Origin of the sequence: Micromonospora haikouensis (assembly GCF_900091595.1) — a bacterium.
Taxonomy (GTDB): Bacteria; Actinomycetota; Actinomycetes; order Mycobacteriales; family Micromonosporaceae; genus Micromonospora; species Micromonospora haikouensis.
Genome location: NZ_FMCW01000021.1, coordinates 96535 through 119597 on the forward strand (window position 1 = coordinate 96535; position 23063 = coordinate 119597).

Consider the following 23063-nt stretch of genomic DNA (forward strand, 5'->3'; position numbering starts at 1 on the left):
GGTGACCCGGTCATGGGGGGTCGGGGGTGGGTGGGCGGCGACGGTACGGGCCCCAGGCGACGAAGCGGGCGTACAGGTCGGCGGGGGCGGGGCCGTCGTCGGGGTTGAGCCGGTAGAGGTCCGGGGCCGCCTCGTAGAACATCCCGCACAGGTAGATCGACAGGCCGATCGCGTTGCCCGCGTAGTCCGCCTTGAGCAGCAACCGCGCCTCGGCGCACGGCCACGGCTGCCCGCACGCCCGGCAGCACCACAGTGGGCGCAGCGGGGTGTGCGGCGTGGCGTGCGGCGGGTACGCCCGGGGGCGGTCCGCCGCCGGCCCGTCACCGGGCTGCGGAAGCTGGTGGCTGATCACGTACGTCTCCTCTCTCGCCGGGAGGGGCCCGCCCCGCCGGGGGAATGGCGGGGCGGGCCCGTGCGGTCGCGCCGCGTTCCCGGGGGTGGAAGCGGCAGCGGCCCCGCTGTGTGACAGTCTGCTGATCGCGGTACTACTCTCAGAAGTCTTTCCGCTCCCACCAGCCCGGCCGTCCGGATCGGCCGGGGCGTGCGTGCAGAGGTGTGCAGATGAGCCATCGGATCCCCATGTTGGAGCTGTTCGCCGGCGAGCTGCGCCGCCTGCGGACGGGCGCGGGCCTGTCGCAGGAGGCCCTCGGTGAGCGGGTGAACTACTCGGCGTCGCTGGTGGCGGCGGTCGAGCAGTGCCGCCGCCCGCCCCGGGAGGAGTTCACCCAGCGGTGCGACGACACGCTGGGCGGCGAGGGGCTGCTGGTGCGCATCCGGGACACGCTGGTGCGGGAGAGCCTCATGCCGTGGTTCCGCGAGTGGGTGACCATCGAGCAGGAGGCCACCACGCTGCGCAGCTTCGAGCCGCTGGTCGTGCCGGGCCTGCTCCAGACCGAGGGGTACGCCCGCGCGCTCTACGAGGGCGCGGCCCAGCTCGTCGGCGAGGCGATCGAACCGCCCCTCGCCGCGCGGCTGGCCCGGCAGGCGGTGCTCGACCGGCCCGCCCCGCCGCAGCTCGTGGCCGTGCTCGATTACACCGTGCTGGAACGCCCCGTCGGCGGGCCCGCCGTGATGCGCGAGCAGTTGCGGCACCTGGTCGAGATGGGCCGCCGCCCCCGGGTGCACCTGCACCTGGTGCCGCGCGGCACCGGCGCGTACCCGGGGCTCAACGGCGCGTTCGTGCTCGCCACCCTGCCCGAGGCGAACGACGTCGGTTACCTGGACAACCAGTTGCAGGGCACCATCGTGGAGCGCACAGTGGACATACACTCGCTGCGGCAGGTGTGGGAGTCCGTGCGGGCGGAGGCGCTGCCGCACGGTGCCACGCTCACGGCGATCACGGAGGCGGCAGAGGCATGGACCTGACCGGCGCGACCTGGCGCAAGAGCTCCCGCAGCAGCGGCAACCAGGGCAACTGCGTGGAGGTGGCCGACAACCTGCCGGGGGCGGTCGCGGTGCGCGACAGCAAGGACCGGCGGGGCCCGGTGCTGGTGTTCGCCCCGGCGAGCTGGGCGGCGTTTGTCGTCCACGCGAAGCACCGCTGAGGCCGATCGGCGCTGGGCCGTTGGCCGCCTGGGCCGTTGGCCGCCTGGGCCGTTGGCCAGCCGAATGCTTCCCGCCCCGCTGGCCCCGCCGGGCGCTTGAGCCGCAAGTTACTGGGGAGTAGCGTGCGGGCATGACCATCGACTCGCGCCAGGTCGCCGCCGGCATGCTGGAGGCGGTGCCGTTCGCCCGCACGCTCGGCGTCGAATTCGTCGAGGTGGCCCCGGAGGCCGAGGGCGGCGTGCGCGCCGTGGTCCGGCTGCCCGACTCGCCGGCCACCCACAACCACGTCGGCGGCCCGCACGCCGGAGCGATGTTCGCCCTCGGCGAGACCGCCTCCGGCGCGGTGGTGCTCGCCGCGTTCGGGCAGTTCCTCGACCGGGCGGTGCCGCTGGCGGTGCGGGCCGAGATCGCGTACGGGAAGGTGGCGATGGGGCCGGTGCTGGCCACCGCGCGGCTCGGTCGGCCGGCGCCCGAGGTGATCGCGGAGCTGGAGGCCGGCCGGCGGCCCGAGTTCCCGGTCGACGTCGAGATCGGCACCGAGGACGGCACCCCCACCTCGGCGATGACGGTCGTCTGGACGCTGCGCCCCCACCGCTGACTCGGGTGGTGAGAAGGGTGCCCTTCTATACCGTATGCGTTAACAGGGGGCCCTTCCTTCGCAAAGGGGTTTGGGGGGTTCCGGGGGTGGATAGATTCGTACCGTGCTGGGCCTGCCTGCTCACGTGACCGCGTGTCTCTTCGACCTGGACGGTGTGCTGACGCAGACCGCCCGGGTGCACAACGCCGCGTGGACCGAGACGTTCGACGCGTTCCTGAAGCGTCGCGCGGCGGCCACCGGCGAGCCGTACCGGCCGTTCGACCCGGGGCCCGACTACAACCGGTACGTCGACGGCAAGCCCCGCGCCGACGGGGTGCGGTCGTTCCTCGCCTCCCGGGGCATCGTCCTGCCGGAGGGCTCGCCCGACGACCCGCCCGACGCGGACACCGTCCACGGCGTCGGCAACCGGAAGAACGCCGTCCTGCTCAAGCGCATCCACACCGACGGGGTCGAGGTCTATCCGGGCTCCGTGACGTACCTGCGGGCGGCGGCCGCCGCCGGCCTGCGCCGCGCCGTCGTCTCGGCCAGCGCCAACTGCCGCGACGTCGTCGCCGCCGCCGGGCTGGAGTCGCTGCTTCAGGCCCGGGTCGACGGGGTGGTCGCCCGCGAGCAGGGGCTGCGCGGCAAGCCGCACCCCGACACGTTCCTGGCCGGCGCGAAGCTGCTCGGCGTCGACCCCGCGCAGGCCGCCGTCTTCGAGGACGCCCTCGCCGGGGTGGCCGCCGGCCGGGCCGGCGGATTCGGGTACGTCGTGGGCGTCGACCGGGTGGGCCAGGCCGACGAGCTGCGCGCGCACGGGGCGGACGTCGTGGTGACCGACCTCGCCGACCTGGTGGACAGGAGGCCCGACGCATGATCCGGGAACGCGCCTATCCGGTGGAACCCTGGCACATCCGCGAGACCCGGCTCGACATGGACGTCCTGGCCCAGTCCGAGTCGGTCTTCGCGCTCTCCAACGGGCACATCGGCCTGCGCGGCAACCTCGACGAGGGCGAGCCGCACGGCCTGCCCGGGACATACCTGAACAGCTTCTACGAGCTGCGCCCCCTGCCTTACGCGGAGGCCGGGTTCGGCTTCCCCGAGTCCGGCCAGACCATCGTCAACGTCACCAACGGCAAGCTGATCCGGCTGCTCGTCGACGACGAGCCCCTCGACGTCCGGTACGGCGAACTCCTCGCCCACGAGCGGGTCCTCGACCTGCGCGCCGGCACCCTGCACCGGGAGCTGCACTGGCGCACCCCGGCCGGGCGCGAGGTCAAGGTGCGCAGCACCCGGCTGGTGTCGTTCACCCAGCGCTCCGTCGCCGCCATCAACTACGAGGTGGAGGCGGTCGACGGGCCCCTGCGGCTGATCCTCCAGTCGGAACTGGTGGCCAACGAGTCCCTGCCGGCGCAGAGCCGCGACCCCCGGGTGGCGGCGGTGCTGGAGTCGCCGTTGCAGGCCGAGGAGGAACTGACCACCAACGACGGCGGGCTGCTCATCCACCGCACCAAGGTCAGCGGGCTGCGGGTGGCCGCCGCCATGGACCACGACGTGCACGCCCCGGAGCACACCACCGTCACCACCGAGGGGTACGAGGACTGGGTCCGCACCACCGTCGGCTGCGTGCTCAAGCCCGGCGAGAAGCTGCGGGTGGTCAAGTACCTGGCGTACGGCTGGTCGAGCCGCCGGTCGCTGCCGGCGCTGCGCGACCAGGTCGGCGCGGCCCTCGCCGCGGCCCGCCTCGACAGCTGGGACGGGCTGCGCCGGGAGCAGCGGGAATACCTCGACGAGTTCTGGGACGCCGCCGACGTCCGGGTCGAGGGCGACCCGGAGGTGCAGCAGGCGGTGCGGTTCGGGCTGTTCCACGTGCTCCAGGCCGGGGCGCGGGCCGAGCGCCGGCCGATCTCCGCGAAGGGCCTCACCGGCCCGGGGTACGACGGGCACGCGTTCTGGGACACCGAGATGTTCGTGCTGCCGGTGCTCACCTACACCCAGCCGGGCGCGGTGCGCGACGCCCTGTACTGGCGGTACTCCACCCTCGCGCAGGCGCAGGAGCGGGCCCGCACGCTCAACCTGGCCGGGGCGGCGTTCCCGTGGCGCACGATCGAGGGGCCGGAGTCGTCGGCGTACTGGCCGGCGGGGACGGCGGCGTTCCACATCGCCGCCGACGTGGCCGACGCGCTGCGCCGGTACGTGCTGGTCACCGGCGACGAGGGGCTGGAGCGGGAGATCGGCCTGGAGTTGCTGATCGAGACGGCCCGGCTGTGGCGCTCCCTCGGCCACCACGACCGGCAGGGCCGGTTCCACATCGACGGCGTGACCGGCCCCGACGAGTACACGGCCGTGAAGAACGACAACGTCTACACCAATCTGATGGCGCAGCGGAACCTGCTCACCGCCGTCGAGTGCGCGATGCGGTTCCGGGACCAGGCGATCGACCTGGGGGTCACCGAGGAGGAGGCGGCGGCCTGGCGGGACGCGGCGAACGCGATGTGCGTCCCGTACGACGAGGGCGTCGAGGTGCACGAGCAGGTGGAGGGATTCACCCGGCTCCAGGAGTGGGACTTCGAGAACACGCCCACCGAGAAGTACCCGCTGCTGCTGCACTACCCGTACTTCGACCTGTATCGCAAGCAGGTCATCAAGCAGGCCGACCTGGTGCTCGCCATGCACTGGCGGGGGGACGCGTTCACCGAGGAGCAGAAGCGGCGCAACTTCCTCTACTGCGAGCGGCGCACCGTGCGGGACTCGTCGCTGTCGGCCTGCACCCAGGCGGTGATCGCCGCCGAGGTCGGCTACCTGGAGCTGGCCCACCGGTACCTGCGCGAGGCCGCGCTGATGGACCTGCACGACCTCAACGAGAACACCCGCGACGGCGTGCACATGGCGTCCCTCGCCGGGGCGTGGATCGCCCTGGTCGCCGGGTTCGGCGGGCTGCGCGACCACGACGGGCTGCTGACGTTCGCGCCCCGGCTGCCGAGCCGGCTCGACCGGCTGGAGTTCTCGTTGCAGTGGCGGGGGCTGCGGCTGCGGGTCGACGTCCGGGCACACCAGACGACGTACGCGCTGCGCCACGGCTGTTCCGGCGACGTGGTGGAGCTGCGGCACCACGGCGAGAAGGTACGGGTGACCTGCGCCGAGCCGGTCACCGTGCCGGTGCCGCCGCTCACGCCGCCGGGTACCGAGCCGGAACAGCCGCCCGGCCGGGCACCCCTGCTCCACCTGCCGGAACACCTCGGCTGAGCCCGTCCGCCCGGCGGGCGTTCCCGGTCGGCCGGGGCGCTTCCCCGACCGACCGGGGAGGGGTCAGAACTGCCGCCCGTTCGAGGGGCGACCGGCCGCGTCGTGCGGGGCGATGGCCCTCGGGTCGTCGGCGGTGCGGGCCTGCGCCGCCTCGTCCGCCCAGTCCCGGCTGCGCTCGGCGTCCCGTTCCCGCTGTTCGTCCCGCTCGGCGGTCTGCTGCTTGGACCTGTCCTGTCGTCGGGCCATGACGATCCTCGCGATCCGTCGGGGCGCGGCTGCGCCGGTGCTGCGGTCACCCCGGGCCTTCCCGCCCGGCCCGGCGGCAAACCGCAGCGGCGGGCGGCGGCCGGTGGCATGGGGGTAGCGCCGGGCGGCCGGCCGGGTCAGGGCCGCCAGGGCTCCAGGTGCCGGGCGAAGCTCAGCCGCAGGTTGCTCTTGGGGCGGGCCCCGACGGTGGAGCCGACCACCTCCCCGTCGCGGAACACCAGCAGGGTCGGCATCGACATCACCTGGTACGCCCGGGTCGTCGCCGGGTTCTCGTCGGTGTTGAGCGTGACGATGCGCAGCCGGTCGCCGAACTCCCCGGCCAGCTCGGCGAGGCTCCGGGAGACCGCCACGCACAGCGGGGTGGTTCCCGTTTCCTGAGGCATGTTTCCTCCCGGTACGCGATGGCCTGGGCGAGTTGGTCGTGCAGCTGTCGCCGCACCGCGCCGAGCCGGTCGAGGTAGGCGTCCACCTCGGCCAGCTTGCGACGCAGCACGGCCACCGAGTCCGGGCAGACGTCCCCGGAGGCGTGCCCGGCCCGGAGGCAGGCCACGAACGGCCGGATGTCGTCCAGGCCGAAGCCCACCGCGAGCAGGGCCCGGATCTCGTGTACGACGCGCAGCTCCGCCTCGTCGTAGACGCGGTAGCCGTTGGCGGAGCGGCGGGGCCGGACCAGCCCCTGCGATTCGTAGTACCGCAGGGTCCGGGTGCTCGTGCCGGCGCGTTCCGCAAGCTCACCGATCAGCATCCGACCTCCTTCACCCGCCACCGACCGCAACGCTAGACCTTGCCGCCGATGTCAAGGCAACGGCGAATCCCGGCCGCCGGGGCGGGTAAGCGACGCCGGACGAGGCGGAAGCCGTGGGGAGGATGTGCGATGGCGGCACGGGGACAGGTGGGCACGACGACCCGGGGTGGCGAGGTCACGATCCCGGCGGGTGATGCCGGGCTGCCGGCCGACGTCCTGGTCCCGGCCGGGGCCACGGGGGTCGTGCTCTTCGCGCACGGCAGCGGCAGCTCCCGGCACAGCCCCCGCAACACGGCAGTGGCGGGGGTGCTGAACGGGCGGGCGCTCGGCACGGTGCTGGTGGACCTGCTCACGCCGGAGGAGGACCGGGTCGACGCCCGTACGGCCGAACTCCGGTTCGACATCGGGCTGCTCGCCGACCGGCTGGCCGCGATCGTCGACTGGATGGCCGTCGAGCCGACGCTGGCCCGGTTGCCGGTGGGCCTGTTCGGCGCGAGCACCGGTGCCGCCGCCGCGCTGGTCGCCGCGGCGGCCCGCCCCGAGCGGGTGCGGGCCGTGGTCTCCCGGGGCGGCCGACCGGATCTGGCCGGCATCGCCCTGCCCCGGGTGGCCGCCCCGACGCTGCTGCTGGTGGGCGGGCTGGACGAGCAGGTGATCACGCTCAACGAGCAGGCGAAGGCGGAGCTGGGTGACGTCGGCGAGCTGCGGGTGGTGCCCGGCGCGACCCACCTGTTCGAGGAGCCGGGCGCGCTGGAGCAGGTCGCCGACGCGGCGGCCGACTGGTTCGCCACCCACCTGCGCCCGCCCACCTGACCGCGCCCGTGCCCCGGGCCTGCCGGGTCCGAGCGGGGTAGGCGGGTCTCAGGCCGGCGCGGGTGGTCGGGCAGCGGCGGCCTGCCGGTGCCGCTGCACGGTGTCGATCACCCGGTACACGACCGCCGTGATCGGCACCGAGACGAACGCCCCGGCGATGCCGGCGATCAGCGTGCCGGCCGTCACCGCCACCAGGACCACCGCCGGATGCAGCTGGACCTGCCGCTTCATCACCAGCGGCTCCAGCAGGTTGCCCTCGATCTGCTGTACGGCGATCACGGCGGCCAGCGTGAGCAGCGCGACGGTCGGCCCCTTCGCGGCGAGCGCCACCAGCACCGCCACCGCCCCGGCCACGGTGGCCCCGATGATGGGGACGAACCCGCCGAGGAAGGTGATCAGGGCCAGCGGCAGGGCGAGCGGCACCCGCAGCAGCACCAGGGCCAGGCCGATCCCGAGCGCGTCGATCGCCGCGATGATCATCGTCCCCCGGCTGTACGCGCCGAGCGTCCGCCAGCCCACCCGGCCGGCCTCGGCGGCGACGTCCCGGTTGGGGCCGGCCGTGCGGCGCAGCACCCAGTGCCACATGGACCGGCCGTCCTTGAGCAGGAAGAAGAGCAGCACCAGGGAGAGCAGGACGGAACCGGCGACCTCGGCGGCCGTCCGCGCCCCGCCGACCGGGTCGGGGGCGCCGCCGCCCAGCCCGTCCCGGGTCTGCCGGATCAGCTTGTCGAGCTGGTCGTCGGTCACCGGGAGGGTGGAGGTGACGAAGTCCCGCGTCCGCTGGAGGCCCTGGTCCAGCTCCTGGCTCAGCTCGCTGAACTGGCTGGCGGTCAGGTTCCACACCAGCACCCCGACGCCGACCAGGATGCCGAGCAGGAACAGCACGGTGAGCAGGGCGGCCAGCGCCGCCGGCAGCCGGAGCCGGCGCAGCAGGAGCAGCACCGGGTCGAGCAGCGCGGTGAGGAAGAGCGTCGCGGCCAGCGCGATCGCCAGCGGGGCCAGCAGCACGGCGATCTTCCCGACCAGGTACAGCCCGGCGACGACCACCACCAGGCAGGCGCTCCACAGCACGGCCGAGCGGACCAGCCACGGCAGCCCGGCCCACGCCTGGCGCGGCCCCGCGCCGCTGGCGTCGACCGCGACCTGCCGGGCGCGCTGCCCGTCGTCCGTCGTCGGCGGGGTGTCTCGCCCGTCTCCCGTCGCCGACTGGCTGTGTCGCCCGTCGTCCGTCGTACCCCCGGCACCGTCGTCGACCACGTCACCCTCCCACTTCTCGGCGAGTTCCCCGTACCCGAACGTCACCTCCCCGACACCCGCCCCACCTCGTACCAATCTTGGACGGTTGTCGTTCGGACGGAACGCGAACTGTCCAAGGTCGGCGGGCGCGGCCGACCCCGGCGGCGGTTTGTGCGGGTGGGGGCAGGGAACGCTTCCGTCAGGGAACCGGAGGGATCCAGCGAGGGATCCAGCGAGGGATCCAGCCCCAGGAGGAGAAGCGCGTGAGTGACTTCATGGACAAGGCCAAGGACTTCGCCGACAAGCACGACAAGCAGGTCGACCAGGGCATCGAGAAGGCCGGCGACATGGCCGACCAGCGCAGCGGCGGCAAGTACGACAAGCAGATCGACAAGGGTGTCGACATGGCCCAGCGGCGCACCGGCGAGGGCGACACCTCGCCGCGCTGACCCCGACCCGCCTCCGGTCCCGGGCCGCCACGCCGAGGCGCCCCGGGACCGTCGTGTCGGAGCGGCCGTCGTGTCGGAGCAGCCGTCGTGTCGGAGCGGCCCACCGCGCCGGGGCGGGCCAGGGGGACTCTCGTCAAGGCGACCGGGGCCGGAAATCCGGCCCCGCTCACTGGCCGATCATCGAACTCTCTCGCTACGATCCGTATTCGGGGCATGACTCCAGGTGGGTCGCCCCGGCGGACCGGGCGGCCCGACGGCGGGGCCGCGGACGAGAGGGAGTCATCCGGTGACCGACACATCCGAGGCGACGATCCAGCGCTACCCGTTCGGCGATCCCGACCGGCTCAACCTCGATCCGCGCTACGCCCGGTTGCGCCGGGACGAGCCGCTGATCCGGGTCCGCCTGCCGTACGGCGAGCCGGCGTGGCTGGCCACCCGGCACGCCGACGTGCGTACCGTGCTCGGCGACGCCCGGTTCAGCCGGGCCGCCGCCGTGGGGCGCGACGAGCCGCGCAACACCGCGCGGCAGATCCAGGGCGGCATCCTGTCCATGGACCCGCCCGACCACACCCGCCTGCGCCGGCTCGTGGCCCGCGCGTTCACCGCGCGCCGGGTCGAGGAGCTGCGGCCCCGCACCCGGCAGATCGCCGACGAGCTGGTCGACAACCTGCTCGCCGCCGGCCCGCCGGCCGACCTGGTGGAGCACGTGGCCACCCCGCTGCCGATCCGGGTCATCTGCGACCTGCTCGGGGTGCCGGTCACCGACCAGGATCGGTTCCACACCTGGTCGGAGGCGATCGTCTCGACCACCTCGCTCAGTCCGGAGCGGATCCAGCAGTACATCGACAACCTGTTCGCGTACATGGGGGAGCTGATCGCGCGGCGGCGCGACGAACCCACCGACGACCTGATCGGCGCGATGGTCCGGGCCCGCGACGCCGACGACCGGCTCAGCGAGGAGGAGGTGGTCCAGCTCGCGGCGGGGCTGCTCGCCGCCGGCCACGAGACCACCGTCACGCAGATCCCCAACTTCGCGTACGTCCTGCTGCAGCACCCCGACGAGTGGGCCCGCCTGCGGGCCGACCGGACGCTGGTCCCCCGCGCGGTCGAGGAGCTGATGCGCTTCGTCCCGCTCGGCGCGACCGCCGCCTTCGCCCGCTACGCGAAGGAGGACGTCGAGATCGGCGGCGTGCTCGTGCGCGCGGGTGAGCCGGTGGTCGTGTCGATCCCGTCGGCCAACCGCGACGAGACGGTCTTCGCCGACGCCGACCGGCTCGACCTGGGCCGGGAGGTCAACCCGCACCTGGGCTTCGGGCACGGGGTGCACCACTGCGTCGGCGCCCAGCTCGCCCGGATGGAGCTCCAGGTGGTGCTGGACACGCTGCTCGACCGCACCCCGGGGCTGCGCCTGGCGGTGCCCGAGCCGGAGCTGGTCTGGAAGAGCGGCCTGCTGGTACGCGGCCTCACCGCGATGCCGGTGGCCTGGTGAGGGGGAGGATCAGGTGAGCATGGAGGAAGGGCAGTCCGGCCCGGGGTGGCGGCTGCACGTGGACCCGACCCGGTGCATCGGCTCGGGCATCTGCGCCGGCACGGCACCCAGGCACTTCGGCCTGGTGGACGGGTTGTCCCGCCCGCTGGCCGAGCGGGTGTCCCCGGCGCAGGCGGTGCTCGACGCGGCCGACTCCTGCCCGATGGAGGCGATCCTCGTCTCCGAGGCGGACAGTCGCCGACGGATCGCCCCCGAGCCGTGACCGGCGACGCACCCACCATCCACTGAGGACGAACGCATCGCCGCCTGCCGGGTCGCCCGGGGGAGGGCCCGGCAGGCGGCTTCGCGAGTCCCTGCGTCAGAGCTGCTTCTCGCGCAGCTCCTCCATGGAGGTGGGCCGGCCGCTGAGGGCGTCCCGGAGCCGGTCCACCAGGCCGGTGCCGGGGGCGAGCAGCCGGTTCGCCGGCGGGTGGTCCGGCGCGGCCGGGTGCGGCCGGGTCGGCGCCGACCTCTTCGCCGCCTGCACCCTGCCGGCCAGCTCCACCAGTTCCTCCCGGGCCATCGCGGCGCGCAGCCGGGGGAACAGGTCGGACTCCTCCTCCTGCACGTGGTGGCGGATGGCCTTGGTCAGGTGGGCCAGCAGCGGCTCGAACCGGGCCTCCGACGGGTCGACCGATTCCAGCTCCTTCATGGTCCGCTCGGCTTCGGCGTGCTCGGCGATCTCGTGCTCGGCGAGCTGGTCGCCGTCGGGCAGCGCCCGGCGGGCGGCCGGGTAGACGTACTGCTCCTCGGCGACCGAGTGGCGGACCAGTTCGGCGATCACCACGTCGGCGAGCTGCCGGCGGTGCTCCGGGGTGCCCTGCCGGCCCTCCAGCTCCACGAAGATCGCCTCCACCTCGCGGTGGTCGGCGACGAGTACGTCCACGACGTCCTGGTCGGTCACGCCCTGCGGGTGGTCGGTCCTGCTCTGCGGGTCGGTCATGTCGTACCCCTTACCGGTTGCGGGATCGGTCGGTGCTGAGGCTGGTACCCCGACGCGACCGTCCGAACCGGTCAGAGACTGCCCAGCACCCGGGTCACGGCGATCTCGATGACGACCCGCTGCGGATTGGGGCGCGGGACGCGGTAGCGCTCGGCGTACCGGCGCTCGGCCTCGGCGACCGACGCCGGGTCGGCGCGCAGCACCGCCCGACCCTCCACGGTCAGCCAGCGCCTCCCGTCGACGTGACAGACCGCCACCGGGGTGCCCGCCGCGCCGGCCGCCGCGACGTGCCGGGCCTTGGCCGACGTGCCCGACGTGATCACCCGGGCGAGGCCGGCGGCCGGGTCGAGGGTCATCCCGACCGGTACGACGTGCGGGGTCCCGTCCGCGCGCAGCGTCGTCAGGGTGGCCAGGTGCCGCTCCCGGCAGAACGCGAGGACCCGTTCGTCGTGGATGCCCAACCGATGGTCGCCCGGCATTGTCCCGCCCCCGTCCGATCCGGCCGCCCCGCGCGGGCCCCTGTGCGGCCTTTTCGTGCGGGGCCCGGCCCCGATCATGGCACGGGCTCAGCCGACCGGGCGGCGCGTCCTGCCTTCCTGGGGCTCGGGCTGGCCGGGGAGCTGCCGCTGGGCGGCGCGGTGCTGCCGGACCAGCCGGCCCAGGTAGAGCAGGGCGGCGGCGAGCACCCCGATGTCGTCGAGGTAGATCGGGTCGGGCAGCACGTCGATCGGGAAGATCGTGTAGGCCAGCGCGCCCCAGAAGGCGACCTTGCCGCCGACGCCCAGCGTGCCGAGCAGCTTGCGGGTGCGGACCACCCGTACGGCCAGCACGATGGCGCCGACGAGTGTCGCCGCCACGATGAGGCCGGCGACGACCAGCAGCCAGGTGCGCTCCGTCATGCGCCCACGCTAGCCGACCGGTGGTAAGGAAGGGCCCCCTGTTAACGCCTCCGGTCGAGAGGGGTCCCCTTCTCACCACGGCGGCGGGGGCGGCCCGGCGGTGCCGGGCCCGCTCAGGCCGGGACGGCGGCCCGGCCCCGCGCCACGGCCGGCTTCTGCCGGGCGACCACCGGCATCTCCCGGGTCTGCTCGGCGGCCGGCGACGGCTCGTCGCCCACCCCGGGCAGCAGCGACTCCTGCTCCTGCGGGGCGGGCACGGTCGCGGCGAAGGCCTCGTCCCGCAGGCTGCGCGCGGCGACGGCGGCCTGCCCGGCGGCCCGCCAGGCGGCCTGCTCGCGCTCCCGGGCGGCCTCCTGCCGGGCGCGCAGGTGGTCGCGTACGGCGCGGCGCAGCACCAGCTCCTGGTCGACCGGGTGCAGCCGGGGGTCCCACCCGTTGCGGTGCGCGAACACGTCGCTGAGCTGCTCCTCCGACAGCTCCCGACGCCAGTACGCGTCCAGCGCGGCCCGGTGCAGGTAGCGCTCGCGGTCGGCGTACTCGGCGGGGGTGCGCTCGGTGTGCGGGCGGGGCAGGGCCGTGGCGGCGGCCAGCCGGCGGACGTCGGCCTCCGCCGTCTCGTACGCCTGCCACGCGGCCTCGACCTCGTCCTGTGCGGACAGCCACTCGGCCCGCATCCGGCCGGCGGTCGCCGCGGCCCGTTCCGCCGCGGTCGCCACCTCGTCGGCGTACCGGCGCTGGGCCCGTTCCTCGGCGGCCTCCTCCAAGAGGCTGGGCATGGCGGCCTCGCGGATCCGCCCGCCGATCACGGAGCGGAACAGGTCGGGCCGGGCGACCAGGCCGGCCACGGCGACGACGGCGAGGACGAGCAGGGCCAGCCAGATCGCGGCGGCCCGGGGCACGTCGAGCAGGACGGAGGAGAGGGCGGTCTGCATGAGGGGCACCTCGGAGGGGACGAAGTGGACTGACGGTCGGGGCCCGCGGTGCGGGCGGGGGCCGCGCGTCGACCGGTGCCGGACGGGGCCCTACCGGGGTCGTCACCGGGGCGGGTGACGGCGGGCGGGGTCGTCGGCGGCGCGGGGCGCGGCGGGTGGCGGGCTCGCGGCGGGCCGGTGCGGTGCCGGCGCGGCGGTACGACGCCGGGGCGGACCGGATCGGCGGCTGGTGGCGGCCCGGGTCAGTGCCGGGGCGGCCCGCGCCGGACGACGGCGCCGGCGGCCGGGTCGACGGCGGGCCGGTCGGCCGGGACGGCCGCCACGGGCCCGCCCACCGGGGCGGGGACCGGCCGCCGCGCGTCGCCGACGACCGGGCGGGCGTGCTGGGCGGCCGAATCGGTGCGCGGCTCGGCCGTCGCGGCGGGGCCCAGCGAGTCGACCCGGCTGGCCACCACGACGGTGTGGGCCGGGCCGGTGGCCGCGGACGCCATGGCGGGAGCGCCGGCCGTGAGGGCGGCGACGCCGCCGAGGCCGACGGCGAGGACGAGGGTGGTCAGCGCGAGGCGACCCAACTCCCCGATGCGGCGCAGCCTCGACCGCCACGAGAGGCGCATCCCGCGCAGCGTCGCCGGCAGGGACGGCCGGGCGAACGCTACGGACTGCACGACACCAACCTATCGCCGTTGCGGCCCGTCCGCAGCCTCCGCGGTCGGCCCGGCTGGTGACCCGGGCCACGACCCGCCGCAGTGGACAGAAGGTTCCCGTCGGGATACGACGGTCGCGCCGCCGGCGGATGCATCGACGGCCATGAGAATGCTGACAGTTTCCCGGCGGCGGCCCCGGGCACCTGTCGGGCAGCGCGGCCCCGCCGTCGCCCGTGGGGTGCCGCACCCCACGGTGGAGCCCAAGACCGGAGGAGACCCCATGGGAGTACGTCGACAGGTGGCGCACGCCGTCGCCGCCACCGCCCTGCTCGTGGCCGCGACGGTGGCGGCCACCGGCGCGCCCGCCAGCGCCGCGCCGTCGGTGGACGCCGCGGCGGTGACCCCGGTGGCGGCGGTCGACCTCCAGCGCTACGCCGGGGACTGGTACCAGGTCGCCGCGATCCCGGCGATCTTCGAGATCCAGTGCTTCAAGAACGTGCGGGCCCGGTACGACGTCCAGCCCGACGGCACCGTCGGGGTGCGCAACACCTGCCGGACGATCCTCGGCACCACCAGCGCGGTCACCGGCCGGGCCCGCAGCGAGAACCCGCCGGCCAACTCGGTGCTGACCGTCTCGTTCCTGGAGGTCGGCGGGCGCTGGCTCTACTTCGGTGGGCCGAACTACGTGGTCATGGGCCTCGACGCGGACTACCGCTGGGCCGTCGTCGGCGACCCGGACCGCCGCACCGGCTTCGTGCTGTCGCGCGGGCCGGCGCTGGGCGGCGCCGAACTGGCCGAGGCGAAGGCGGTGCTGACCGCCAACGGCTACGACCTCTGCGACTTCCGCACCACCCGGCAGGACGGCGGGGCCGACGCCGGCAGCTTCTGCTGACCGCCCGGCCGGCCCGTCGACGCCCGGCCTGCCAGCAGGGGGCGCGACGGGCCGGCCGCCCGGCCCACGCCGGCCCTCGTCGGCCGGCGCGGGGAGTGACCGGGGCGGCGTCGGCCGGCCGGCTCCGGGCCGGCGTCACTCGGTCCGCAGGCCCGCCGGCCGGGTCAGCCGCCACAGGGCGGGCAGGCTCGCGCCGGTGACCAGCAGCACCACGCCGCCGCCGAGGGCGACCCCGAGGCCGACCACCGGCCAGCTCACCGAGACCGGCGCGCCGACCATGCGCAGCAGCACCGCCCCGAGGCCCAGGCCGAAGGCGACGGCGAGGCCGAGCCCGACGAGCACCGGCACGGCCGCCTGCCACAGCACCGACAGGCCCAGCGTGCGGCGCGGGGTGCCGACGGCGGCCAGCATGGCCAGCAGGCGGCGGCGCTCCCGCAACTGCTCCAGTACGCCGACGAGCATGCTCGCGCCGAGCAGCAGCAGGGTCACCGCGACGCCGACGACGAGGCCGCGCTTGACGTTGACGAACTGCGTGGCCTGGCGTTCCTCGTCCAGCGCGAGGACCTGGGCGCGCAGGTCCACCTCGGCGGCGGCGTTGCGGACCCGCTCCAGCGCGTCGGGGTCGTCCGGGTCGAGGCTGAGCAGCGCCTGCGCTCGCAGTCCCGTCCAGGCGGCGTCGGCCGCGCCGGGGGTGACCAGCAGGCCCGCGCCGATCCAGCCGGCGGGGTCCGGTATCGCCGGCACGGTGCGTAGCCGCCGCGGCAGGGTCCAGGCCGTCTCGCTTCCGCTCACGGTCACCCGGTCGCCGGGGCCGAAGCCGGTGAGCTGCTGCTCGCCGGCCGGCGGTTGGGCGAGGAAGACGTCGCCGTCGGCGCAGGGGCCGAGCCGCGCGTACTCGGCCAGGGTGGCGCAGTCGCCGATGCGCACGTCGGCGGTGCGGTTGGCCGCGCCGCTGCCAAGCGCGAAGGTGCCCGACGTGCCCGCGCTGCGGGTGACGCCCGGCGCGGCGGCCAGCCGGGCCAGCGCCGCGCCGGGGTCGGGCAGCTCGTCGAAGTTGACGAACACCTGGGCCCGGGAGGTGTCCTGGCCGGTGCGGGTGGTGAACCGCGCCTCCACCCCGGCGACGAGCATCTGCAGGCCGATGCTGCCCGCCACCGCCACCGCCACGCCGCTGACCAGGCGCGCGGAGGTGGCGCTGTCCAGTTGCAACCGGCGCACCGCGAGCTGCCAGGGGACCGGGCCGCCGTGCAGCCGGCGTACGGCGAGGTCGACCAGCCAGGGCAGCAGGGTGACCGTGCCGACCAGCAGCAGCACCGCCCCCGCCGCCACCTGGTAGTCGGCGGTGTCGGCGCGGCCCTTGCCCACACCGGTCAGCGGGTAGAGCAGCGCCAGCCCGGCGGCCGGCAGCAGCAGCCGCCACCACAGGCGGCGACGCACGGCCGCGCCCTGGCGGCTCACCCCGAGGGGCTCGACGACGACCCGGCGCAGCGCGACGAGCGCCACCAGGACGGCGAGCACCGGCACCGCGACCGCGACCGCCGCCACCAGGGCCGGGGCGGGGCGCAGGTCCGCCGCGTACACGCTGATGTCGCGGAGGGTGACCAGCGGGGCGAGCTGGCGGCCAGCGGCGAAGAGGACGCCGCCGACGGCGAGGCCGAACACCGCGCCGGCCGCCGCCTCGCCCGCGGCGATCCGCCGGACCATCGCGGTGTCGGCGCCGAGCAGGCGCAGGGCGGCGAGCCGGCGGTCCCGGCGGTCCCCGCCGAAGCGGACCGCCGCGCCGACGAAGACGACGATCGGCAGCAGCAGCACCACGACGACGACCACGACGAGGACCATCAGCACCGGCGAGAACTCCTCGCCGGGCTCCCCGCCGCCGAACTGGTCGCGCCGCACGGCCCACTCGTCGGTGAGGTCCGCGCTGCCGAGATAGAAGGCCAGCTCACCGGGGCCGGCGAGGCCCTGCGCGCCGATCGTGCCGGCGACCCGCGCGCCGCCGAGCCGGGGCGCGAGCAGCGGGCCGTCGGGCGAGTCGAGCAGGTCCCGCAGCGCCGGGGAGACGACCACCTCGCCGGCCCCGGGCAGCCGGGCCAGCCCCGGCGGCACCGGCGCGGCCGGCCCCTCGGCGCGCACGATCCGGCCGCGCATCGGGCGGTCCCGGAACTCGGTGTCGACGGTCGTCACCAGCACGGTGTTGGCGGCGGCGACCCGCTCGGGTCGCCACCCCGTGTCGTTGCGGGCCTCGTTGCGGACGGCCCGGGCGTCGAGCGCGCCCGGCACGGCGGCGGCGAGCAGCAGCATGGCCACCCCGATGCCGACGCCGAGCGCGGTCAGCGCCGCCCGCGTCCACCCGTCCCGGCCGCCGGTGACGGCCATCCGCGCGCCCATCCACAGGTCGGCCAGCACCCGGCCCCGCTTACGCGGCCCGGTCACGCGGCCGGCTCCAGGCTGCGGGTGCGGCCGTCGCGCACCACGACCTCCCGATCCGAGTACGCGGCCACCCGCGCCTCGTGGGTCACCAGCACCACGGCGGCACCGGTGTCCCGGGCCGCCCCGGTCAGCAGCCGCATGACCCGCTCGCCGTGCAGCGAGTCCAGCGCGCCGGTCGGCTCGTCGGCGAAGACGACCCGAGGGGCGGTGACCAGCGCCCGGGCCACGGCGACCCGCTGGCCCTGCCCGCCGGAGACCTCGCCGGGGCGCTTGCCGGCCACGTCGCCGACCTCCAGCCGGCCGAGCCACTCGGCGGCGCGCCGCTCCGCCTCCCGCCGCCCGACCCGTTCCAGCCGCAGCGGCAGGGCCACGTTCTCCAGGCAGGTCAGTTCGGGCACGAGCTGCCCGAACTGGAACACGAAGCCGAACTGCCCCCGCCGCAGGGCGCTGAGCTCCCGGTCCGACATGGCGGTCAGGTCCGCGCCCCGGTAGGTCACCCGCCCCGAGTCGGGGCGGACGATGCCGGCGAGGCAGTGCAGCAGGGTCGACTTGCCGGAGCCGGACGGGCCCAGCACCGCCAGCACCTCGCCGGCCCGGACGGTCAGCGACGCCCCGGCGAGCGCCGGGGTGGGGCCGAAGGCCCGGTGCAGCTCCTCGGCGACGAGCAGCTCCTCCGCCGGGCTGCCCCGGTCGTGGCCGTCCGCCGGCGCCCCGCCGTCGGCGCGTCGGCCCGTCGCCGCTGCCCCGCCGTCGGCGTGGATGCCCGTCATCGCCGCACCGCCTCGGCCAGCTCGTCCAGCCGGGCCGCCGTCAGCTCCAGCCAGCGCAGGTCGGCCTCGAGGTGGAACAGGGCGTGGTCGCAGATGAGCCGCTCGGCCAGGTCGCCGGAGTCCCGACGCCGGGTCAGCTCGCGCATCAGCCGCAGATGCTCGGCGCGCTGCGTGTCGAGCAGGTCGGCGGCGGAGCGGCCGGTGAGCAGCGCCAGCACCACCTTGGTGTAGAGGACGCTGTGCAGGTACGGCTCGGGCTTCTCCGGCTGGGACAGCCAGCGCCGCACGTCGGTCACCCCGGCCTCGGTGATGGCGTAACGCTTGCGGTCGGGGCCCTCGCCGGCCTCGACCGAGTCCACCTCGACGAGGCCGTTGCGCAGCAGCCGGGACAGGGTGGCGTAGACCTGGCCGAAGTGCAGCGGGCGGGCCTGGCCGAAGCGCTCGTCGTAGGCGCGTTTCAGGTCGTAGCCGTGGCGGGGGGTGGACTCCAGGAGCCCGAGGAAGGTCTGACCGATCGACATGGCCGCGACTATACACACCATGTATACGCATGGTGGATACGCAGGTCGGAAGAGGGGCCCTCCCCGTCGGGGAGGGCCCCGCAGCGTACGCGTGGCGGAAGCGTCAGCCAGCGTCGAGCACCGGAGGGACTCCCGGGTCGCCGTCCCGCCAGACCATGTCGTCCTCCGTCAGCCAGGTCAGCCGCTCGTCGGACTCGTCGTCGTCGGCCCGCCCGCGCCCGCCGAGCACGCCCGCCCGGCCGCCCCCGGTGCCGTTCGCGCCCACCCGGCCCACGCCCGTGGCGGCCCGGTGCTCGGCCCCCGCCAGGCCACCCGCCGGCCGGGCCGCCACCGTCGCGCCCGTGCGGGCCGACCCGGCCAGGGAGCCGGTGCCGCCGCCGAGCACGCCGACCGGCGCCCCGGCGGGCGCGCCGAAGAGCAGCCCCGCCCCGGCCCCGGCCGACGCGGCGGCCGTCACGCCGCCCGCCGTGCCCACCGGGCCAGCCGGCACGCCGCCGCCGAGCGGCGCAGCGCCGGCCAGGGACGTGCCGGTGTCGAGGTCGGTGCCGCCGGCCCCGGCCGTGCCGCCCGGCGACGTCGACCCGTCGTCGTTCCCGCCCGTCGTCCCGGTGTTCGGCCCGTCCGTCAGGTTGCCCGGGGCGTCCACCGTCGCGTGACCCGTGGTCGGGTTGCCGAAGCCGCCGCCCGGCGCGCTCCTCGGGGCGTGGGCCCCGGGACCGGCCGTCGGCGTCGACGTGCTGGTGCTCGGGTCGTACGGCAGGTCGCCGTCCGGCGGCGGCGGGTCGACCAGCCGGCCGTACGCCGACAGGTCGTAGCCGGCGGCCAGCTCGGCGACCACCTGGACCATCCGCCGGTGCGCCTTCTCCTGCTCGGCCTTGTCCTGCCCGTGCCCGAGGAAGCCGCCGACGATCGCGCCCGGCAGGCCACCGGTGAGGCCGCCCGTGATCGCCCCGGAGACCGTCTTGTCGTGGTCGTCGGTCTCGGCCGGGCTCTCCGCCTGCTTCTGCGCGGCGCGCAGGTCGGTGGCCATCAGCGTCAGCCCCTGCCGCACGTCGGCCATCCCCTCGGTGAGGGTCGTCGAGTAGTCGACGATCAGCGACACCCGCCGCTGGAACTCCCGGCCGGCGTCGCCCGTCCAGCCGTTGGCCAGCTTCTCCAGGTCGGCGCGCAGGTCGCGGGCGAGGTCGTCGAGGGTGCCCTTCATGGAGCTCCAGCTGCTGGCGAGACCGTCGATCTGCTCGGGGTCGCCGGCCCGCACGGCGTCGTAGAGCCGCTCGTGGCTGACGTTCTCGTAGCGCGCCGTGTATTCAGACACGAGGGTCGTCCCTCCCGTTCAGCGCGTCGTTGACCCCGGTCAGCGCGGCGGCGATGTCGGCGGCGTTGGCCGCGTTGCGCGCCTCCGTGGTCCGGTAGTTGGTCAGGATCGTGCCGGTCGCGCTCTGCGCCGCCTGCACCGCGTCGCGCAGCCGCTCGACCCGCTGCGCGTAGCTCGTCTGCAGGGCCGAGTAGCGGCGGGCGTTGCTGGTCGCGTCGGCGAACGTGCCCAGATCCGGCGGCCGGCACTGCAACTCGGTGGTGAGCTTCCTGAGCACGGCCTCGGCCTCGGCGAGCCGCGCGGCCAACCGTCGCTGGAAGTCCTCCAGGGACAGTACGTCGACTGTCGTGCGCCCGGTCATGGCATTCCCCGTACGTCGTCGATAACCGTTGGCGAGGATCAGGTTAGTGGACGGCGACCAGACCGGGCGACCCGTGACGACGCCCCACGGCAGCGGCTGCGTGCCCGTGCGGCAGCGCCGACGTGCCCGGCGGCAGCGGCTACGTGCCCGGGGCGAAGTAGGCGAGCGCGTCCTGGCGTTCCAGGGCGGGACCCGTCGGGATGAGGGCCAGCAGTGACGCGGGCACCGCCAGCGGCTGCACCCCGCCGTAGCCGAGGGCGGTCAGCGCGTCGCCCGACCGGGTGCCCAGCGGGTGGCGTACCCCCTGGGCGGTGACCAGGTAGACCGTCGAGCCCGGCGCACCCGCGCCGCCCTCCCCGGCGCCCGGCGCGGCCTGGACCAGCACGCCCCTGCCGCCCGGCAGCAGCACCTGCTCGGCGGTGCGGACCGCGTCGCGGGCCCCCTGCCGGACCGGGGTCGCGGCCGGGCCGGTCAGCTCGGTCGGCACCCGGTCGAAGACCTCCAGGGTGGTGGTGGGCGGCGCGTCGGCCGCCGACCTGCGGTAGGTGGCGCAGAGCACCGTCCGGCCCGCCTGCACCGGGTGCAGCGTCGGCAGGGTGCGCGGCGTGCCCTCCGGCTCCACCCGCTGCCGGGTCAGCAGCCGGCCGGCCTCGTCCGGGGTGATGTCGGTGATCCGGCCGCCGTCGCGCAACAACAGCAGGGCGCTGACCTCGCCGATCGACGCCAGCCCCTCCCGGGTCAGCACGTAGTGCTGACCGGCGGCCCGGAACACGTCGCCGACCCGGGCCGGCCCGTCGCCCACGGCCTGCCGGCCGGTCTCGCCGTCGCCGGGCAGCTGCGGCTCGCGGAGCACCGGCCCCGCCGGCACGGCGTTGAGCAGCTGCTCGCCGACCGTGAGCGTGGTGGCCCCGGCCATCCGCAGCGCGGCGGTCGCCGGGTCCCCGCCGGCGATCCGCAGCCGGGCGTCGCCGGTGAGCAGGTAGCGCCGGCCGTCCACGGTGGCCAGCACCGCGCGGTCGCCCAGCGGCGTGCCGCCGGCGAGCGGCCGGTCGATCACCACGTGCGTGGTCGACCGGTCGGGAGCGGCCGGGTCCGGCACGTCGCAGACCGACCAGGGCAGACCGACCAGCGCCTTCCGGTCGGGCAGCGCGTCCGGCGCGCCGACGATCCCGATGGTGCGCCCGCGCGGCCGGTCCGCGATGGATGCCCGCGACATGGTCCGCACCGTCGGGTCCGCCTCGTCGAGGACGAGCCGGGCCGAGGCGTAGTTCAGGGTCGGGTGCAGCAGGCCGTCCACGTAGACGTACGTCGCGCCGGTCTCCCGCTCGATCACCAGCGTGTTCGCCTCCAGCGGCGCGGCGTTGCCGGTGAGCTGGCCGTATGCGCCGACGCCGCCGAGCACCACCGCCGCGGCGACCACGCTGCCGACCACGGCCAGCCCGAGCCGCCGCATCGGCAGGTTCGTCGTCTCGGGGTCGCCGGAGAGCAGCGCGGAGACGATCCGGCGGGTGACGAAGCGGTACGCCTGCACCTGGTCGCGGCGGGTCCGCATGAGCTACCTCCGGCGGCGGGTCGGGCCGCGACGATCGAGCCCGACGACGGGGTGGGCCGTGGCGATCAGGTCCGAGCGCCGCCACGGGCTTCCCTACGATAAGGGGCCGCCGTCCACGCGGGGCGGGGGCCGCCGCCCGCCGGGCCGCCCGCCAGGAGAGCCGCTGTCGAGAAGGGACGCCACCGATGACGCAGGTCCAGGCGCCACCCGGTCGTACGGCCGCCGGCCCGGCCGACCCGCCCGCGCGGCCCGCCCCGCCCGACCGCGCGGTGGTCCCCGCCGACCGGCGCAGCCGGGGCCGGCTCGGCCCGGTCGTCGTCGGCCAGCTCGTCGTGGCGGAGCTGGCCGCGCTGGCCGGCTACGCCGTGCTCGGCGGACCCCCGTGGCTGGTCGGCGTCGTCGGGGTCGGCGCGGTGGCGGCCGTCGCCGCCGCCTTCGCCCGCCGGGGCGGCCGCTGGTGGTACGAGGACCTGCTGCTGCGCCGCCGGCTGCGGCTGCGCCGGGAGGAGGCGCGGGCGGCGGCGGGCGGCGACACGGGCGAGGCGCGGCTGGCCGTCGTCGCCCCCGAGCTGACCATGATCGAGCTGACCGAGCGCGGCACCCGCCTCGGCGTCGGCCAGGACGTCCGGGGCTGGTTCGCCGCCGTGGCGCTGGACCCGCCGCCCGGCGCTCCCGCCGGCTCGGTCGACGCGGCGGTGGTGGACCGGGCGCTGGCCGTGCTCACCGAGTTCACCGCGCCGGTGTCGCTGGCCCAGGTCGTCTCGCACACCCTCGTCTGGTACCCGACGCCGGGCGCGCCCCCGGCCGCCCACCGCACCGTCTGGGTGGCCGTACGGCTGTCCGTGCGCGACGCCCGCGCCGAGGCGGTGACCCGGGGCGGCGGGACGCTCGGCGTGCACCGCACCGTCGCCGCCGCGGTCGGCCGGCTCGGCAAGGCGCTGCACGCCGCCGGCCTGCGCCACCGGGTCCTGGGCCGGGACGAGCTGCGCGCCGCGCTGGTCTCCGGGGCCGGCCTGGACCTGACGCCCGAGCCGCAGGCGGAGACCTGGACCGGGCTGCGCGGCGGCGGCTGGACCCAGCGCTGCCTGGCCCTGCGCGCCCGCGCCGGCACCACCTGGGGGCCGCTGGTGGACGCCGTCACCGCCACCTCCGCGCCGTCGCACACGTTCGCGGCCGTGGCCCGCCCCGGCGACCGGCCCGGCCCGCCGCTGCTGCGCGTCGCCGCCCCGGCCGACCACGTCGAGGCACTGGTCACGGTGGTCCGGGACGTCGCCCGCCGGGCGGGCACGCCGGCCCGGCCGCTGGACGGCGAGCACGGCCCCGCCGCCTGGGCCGCCGCCCCGACGGCCCGCCGCGTCGTCGACCACCGACCCGGCTGAGCCCTCCCCGCAGGGGCGG

At 76.0% G+C, this 23063-nt stretch carries 26 protein-coding genes and 1 pseudogene; 11 read left to right on the top strand and 16 right to left on the bottom strand.

Features of this window, described 5'->3' with window-relative positions; genetic code table 11:
- Positions 1-10 precede the first annotated feature (10 nt).
- Complete coding sequence (locus GA0070558_RS21390; protein ID WP_091283031.1) at positions 11-352, bottom strand: hypothetical protein; 342 nt, start codon at positions 350-352, stop codon at positions 11-13.
- A 209-nt stretch (positions 353-561) separates the two neighbouring features.
- On the opposite strand from GA0070558_RS21390, the gene GA0070558_RS21395 reads away from it, so the two are divergent.
- The 5 genes from GA0070558_RS21395 (at position 562) to GA0070558_RS21415 (ending at position 5368) form a co-directional block, all read left to right on the top strand.
- Positions 562-1365 carry a helix-turn-helix domain-containing protein gene (locus GA0070558_RS21395; protein WP_091283033.1) on the top strand — a complete coding sequence of 268 codons (804 nt, stop codon included), beginning with the start codon at positions 562-564 and terminating at the stop codon, positions 1363-1365.
- Positions 1356-1544, top strand: a complete 189-nt coding sequence (locus GA0070558_RS21400) for a DUF397 domain-containing protein (protein ID WP_091283035.1) — start codon at positions 1356-1358, stop codon at positions 1542-1544. Before GA0070558_RS21395 ends, GA0070558_RS21400 begins: the two co-directional genes overlap by 10 nt.
- Before the next feature lie 131 nt (positions 1545-1675).
- Complete coding sequence (locus GA0070558_RS21405) at positions 1676-2143, top strand: DUF4442 domain-containing protein (RefSeq protein ID WP_091283037.1); 468 nt, start codon at positions 1676-1678, stop codon at positions 2141-2143.
- A 103-nt stretch (positions 2144-2246) separates the two neighbouring features.
- Positions 2247-2999, top strand: coding sequence for a beta-phosphoglucomutase family hydrolase (locus GA0070558_RS21410; RefSeq protein ID WP_091283038.1), 753 nt, complete (start codon positions 2247-2249; stop codon positions 2997-2999).
- Positions 2996-5368 carry a glycoside hydrolase family 65 protein gene (locus GA0070558_RS21415; protein WP_091283040.1) on the top strand — a complete coding sequence of 791 codons (2373 nt, stop codon included), beginning with the start codon at positions 2996-2998 and terminating at the stop codon, positions 5366-5368. The genes GA0070558_RS21410 and GA0070558_RS21415 overlap by 4 nt, the downstream gene beginning before the upstream one ends.
- 63 nt (positions 5369-5431) lie before the next feature.
- Here GA0070558_RS21415 and GA0070558_RS21420 read toward each other — a convergent pair whose 3' ends face one another.
- The 3 genes and pseudogenes from GA0070558_RS21420 to GA0070558_RS35240 form a co-directional block, all read right to left on the bottom strand.
- Positions 5432-5614, bottom strand: a complete 183-nt coding sequence (locus GA0070558_RS21420) for a hypothetical protein (protein ID WP_091283042.1) — start codon at positions 5612-5614, stop codon at positions 5432-5434.
- Between the two features lie 137 nt (positions 5615-5751).
- Positions 5752-6018, bottom strand: coding sequence for a thioredoxin family protein (locus tag GA0070558_RS34500; protein WP_091283044.1), 267 nt, complete (start codon positions 6016-6018; stop codon positions 5752-5754).
- Positions 6019-6068: 50 nt separating this feature from the next.
- A pseudogene (locus tag GA0070558_RS35240) lies at positions 6069-6380 on the bottom strand (MerR family transcriptional regulator); the annotation flags it as partial.
- A 129-nt stretch (positions 6381-6509) separates the two neighbouring features.
- Here GA0070558_RS35240 and GA0070558_RS21435 point away from each other — a divergent pair.
- On the top strand, positions 6510-7193 hold the full coding sequence (locus GA0070558_RS21435; RefSeq protein ID WP_091283045.1) for a dienelactone hydrolase family protein: 684 nt from the start codon (positions 6510-6512) through the stop codon (positions 7191-7193).
- A gap of 48 nt (positions 7194-7241) precedes the next feature.
- Here GA0070558_RS21435 and GA0070558_RS21440 read toward each other — a convergent pair whose 3' ends face one another.
- Positions 7242-8495 (bottom strand): AI-2E family transporter, encoded by a 1254-nt coding sequence (locus GA0070558_RS21440; protein WP_256092055.1) that lies wholly within the window; start codon positions 8493-8495, stop codon positions 7242-7244.
- A gap of 197 nt (positions 8496-8692) precedes the next feature.
- Between GA0070558_RS21440 and GA0070558_RS21445 the strand changes: the two genes are divergently transcribed.
- The 3 genes from GA0070558_RS21445 to GA0070558_RS21455 all read left to right on the top strand — a co-directional run bounded on the left by GA0070558_RS21445 (position 8693) and on the right by GA0070558_RS21455 (position 10629).
- Positions 8693-8878 (top strand): antitoxin, encoded by a 186-nt coding sequence (locus GA0070558_RS21445; RefSeq protein ID WP_091283047.1) that lies wholly within the window; start codon positions 8693-8695, stop codon positions 8876-8878.
- A gap of 286 nt (positions 8879-9164) precedes the next feature.
- Positions 9165-10367 (top strand): cytochrome P450, encoded by a 1203-nt coding sequence (locus tag GA0070558_RS21450; protein ID WP_091283049.1) that lies wholly within the window; start codon positions 9165-9167, stop codon positions 10365-10367.
- A 19-nt stretch (positions 10368-10386) separates the two neighbouring features.
- On the top strand, positions 10387-10629 hold the full coding sequence (locus GA0070558_RS21455) for a ferredoxin (RefSeq protein WP_077935820.1): 243 nt from the start codon (positions 10387-10389) through the stop codon (positions 10627-10629).
- A 96-nt stretch (positions 10630-10725) separates the two neighbouring features.
- On the opposite strand, the gene GA0070558_RS21460 is transcribed toward GA0070558_RS21455, so the two are convergent.
- From GA0070558_RS21460 to GA0070558_RS21480, 5 genes are all read right to left on the bottom strand, one after another.
- A complete protein-coding gene (locus tag GA0070558_RS21460; protein WP_077935821.1) occupies positions 10726-11349 on the bottom strand; it encodes a hemerythrin domain-containing protein in 624 nt (207 codons plus the stop codon).
- Between the two features lie 71 nt (positions 11350-11420).
- On the bottom strand, positions 11421-11828 hold the full coding sequence (locus tag GA0070558_RS21465; protein WP_043961593.1) for a pyridoxamine 5'-phosphate oxidase family protein: 408 nt from the start codon (positions 11826-11828) through the stop codon (positions 11421-11423).
- 87 nt (positions 11829-11915) lie between these two features.
- Entirely contained in the window at positions 11916-12248 is a 333-nt protein-coding gene (locus tag GA0070558_RS21470) for a YkvA family protein (RefSeq protein ID WP_091283050.1), read from the bottom strand.
- Between the two features lie 113 nt (positions 12249-12361).
- Positions 12362-13180 (bottom strand): hypothetical protein, encoded by an 819-nt coding sequence (locus GA0070558_RS21475; RefSeq protein WP_091283052.1) that lies wholly within the window; start codon positions 13178-13180, stop codon positions 12362-12364.
- Positions 13181-13422: 242 nt separating this feature from the next.
- Positions 13423-13845, bottom strand: a complete 423-nt coding sequence (locus GA0070558_RS21480) for a hypothetical protein (protein ID WP_091283054.1) — start codon at positions 13843-13845, stop codon at positions 13423-13425.
- 259 nt (positions 13846-14104) lie between these two features.
- On the opposite strand from GA0070558_RS21480, the gene GA0070558_RS21485 reads away from it, so the two are divergent.
- Positions 14105-14716 (top strand): lipocalin family protein, encoded by a 612-nt coding sequence (locus GA0070558_RS21485; RefSeq protein ID WP_091283056.1) that lies wholly within the window; start codon positions 14105-14107, stop codon positions 14714-14716.
- Positions 14717-14851: 135 nt separating this feature from the next.
- Here GA0070558_RS21485 and GA0070558_RS21490 read toward each other — a convergent pair whose 3' ends face one another.
- The 6 genes from GA0070558_RS21490 to eccB all read right to left on the bottom strand — a co-directional run bounded on the left by GA0070558_RS21490 (position 14852) and on the right by eccB (position 21665).
- Complete coding sequence (locus GA0070558_RS21490; protein WP_218107050.1) at positions 14852-17149, bottom strand: FtsX-like permease family protein; 2298 nt, start codon at positions 17147-17149, stop codon at positions 14852-14854.
- Positions 17146-17916, bottom strand: coding sequence for an ABC transporter ATP-binding protein (locus tag GA0070558_RS21495; protein WP_091283058.1), 771 nt, complete (start codon positions 17914-17916; stop codon positions 17146-17148). The genes GA0070558_RS21490 and GA0070558_RS21495 overlap by 4 nt, the downstream gene beginning before the upstream one ends.
- Complete coding sequence (locus tag GA0070558_RS21500) at positions 17913-18437, bottom strand: PadR family transcriptional regulator (RefSeq protein ID WP_091283060.1); 525 nt, start codon at positions 18435-18437, stop codon at positions 17913-17915. The genes GA0070558_RS21495 and GA0070558_RS21500 overlap by 4 nt, the downstream gene beginning before the upstream one ends.
- A 103-nt stretch (positions 18438-18540) precedes the next feature.
- Positions 18541-19752 carry a WXG100 family type VII secretion target gene (locus GA0070558_RS21505; RefSeq protein ID WP_091283061.1) on the bottom strand — a complete coding sequence of 404 codons (1212 nt, stop codon included), beginning with the start codon at positions 19750-19752 and terminating at the stop codon, positions 18541-18543.
- On the bottom strand, positions 19745-20113 hold the full coding sequence (locus GA0070558_RS21510) for a hypothetical protein (protein ID WP_091283064.1): 369 nt from the start codon (positions 20111-20113) through the stop codon (positions 19745-19747). The genes GA0070558_RS21505 and GA0070558_RS21510 overlap by 8 nt, the downstream gene beginning before the upstream one ends.
- A 139-nt stretch (positions 20114-20252) precedes the next feature.
- On the bottom strand, positions 20253-21665 hold the full coding sequence (gene eccB, locus GA0070558_RS21515; protein ID WP_077935834.1) for a type VII secretion protein EccB: 1413 nt from the start codon (positions 21663-21665) through the stop codon (positions 20253-20255).
- 185 nt (positions 21666-21850) lie between these two features.
- Here eccB and GA0070558_RS21520 point away from each other — a divergent pair, with 185 nt between their 5' ends.
- The gene (locus GA0070558_RS21520; RefSeq protein ID WP_091283066.1) at positions 21851-23044 is read left to right on the top strand and encodes a type VII secretion protein EccE; all 1194 of its coding nucleotides are present in this window, start codon (positions 21851-21853) and stop codon (positions 23042-23044) included.
- The last annotated feature ends 19 nt before the right edge of the window (positions 23045-23063 follow it).

Coding starts and splice junctions, on each gene's coding strand:
- GA0070558_RS21395 (WP_091283033.1), top strand. CDS start 562: ATGAGCCATCGGATCCCCATGTTGGAGCTGTTCGCCGGCGAGCTGCGC.
- GA0070558_RS21400 (WP_091283035.1), top strand. CDS start 1,356: ATGGACCTGACCGGCGCGACCTGGCGCAAGAGCTCCCGCAGCAGCGGC.
- GA0070558_RS21405 (WP_091283037.1), top strand. CDS start 1,676: ATGACCATCGACTCGCGCCAGGTCGCCGCCGGCATGCTGGAGGCGGTG.
- GA0070558_RS21415 (WP_091283040.1), top strand. CDS start 2,996: ATGATCCGGGAACGCGCCTATCCGGTGGAACCCTGGCACATCCGCGAG.
- GA0070558_RS21420 (WP_091283042.1), bottom strand. CDS start 5,614: ATGGCCCGACGACAGGACAGGTCCAAGCAGCAGACCGCCGAGCGGGAC.
- GA0070558_RS34500 (WP_091283044.1), bottom strand. CDS start 6,018: ATGCCTCAGGAAACGGGAACCACCCCGCTGTGCGTGGCGGTCTCCCGG.
- GA0070558_RS21435 (WP_091283045.1), top strand. CDS start 6,510: ATGGCGGCACGGGGACAGGTGGGCACGACGACCCGGGGTGGCGAGGTC.
- GA0070558_RS21455 (WP_077935820.1), top strand. CDS start 10,387: ATGGAGGAAGGGCAGTCCGGCCCGGGGTGGCGGCTGCACGTGGACCCG.
- GA0070558_RS21460 (WP_077935821.1), bottom strand. CDS start 11,349: ATGACCGACCCGCAGAGCAGGACCGACCACCCGCAGGGCGTGACCGAC.
- GA0070558_RS21465 (WP_043961593.1), bottom strand. CDS start 11,828: ATGCCGGGCGACCATCGGTTGGGCATCCACGACGAACGGGTCCTCGCG.
- GA0070558_RS21470 (WP_091283050.1), bottom strand. CDS start 12,248: ATGACGGAGCGCACCTGGCTGCTGGTCGTCGCCGGCCTCATCGTGGCG.
- GA0070558_RS21475 (WP_091283052.1), bottom strand. CDS start 13,180: ATGCAGACCGCCCTCTCCTCCGTCCTGCTCGACGTGCCCCGGGCCGCC.
- GA0070558_RS21485 (WP_091283056.1), top strand. CDS start 14,105: ATGGGAGTACGTCGACAGGTGGCGCACGCCGTCGCCGCCACCGCCCTG.
- GA0070558_RS21495 (WP_091283058.1), bottom strand. CDS start 17,916: ATGACGGGCATCCACGCCGACGGCGGGGCAGCGGCGACGGGCCGACGC.
- GA0070558_RS21500 (WP_091283060.1), bottom strand. CDS start 18,437: ATGTCGATCGGTCAGACCTTCCTCGGGCTCCTGGAGTCCACCCCCCGC.
- GA0070558_RS21510 (WP_091283064.1), bottom strand. CDS start 20,113: ATGACCGGGCGCACGACAGTCGACGTACTGTCCCTGGAGGACTTCCAG.
- eccB (WP_077935834.1), bottom strand. CDS start 21,665: ATGCGGACCCGCCGCGACCAGGTGCAGGCGTACCGCTTCGTCACCCGC.
- GA0070558_RS21520 (WP_091283066.1), top strand. CDS start 21,851: ATGACGCAGGTCCAGGCGCCACCCGGTCGTACGGCCGCCGGCCCGGCC.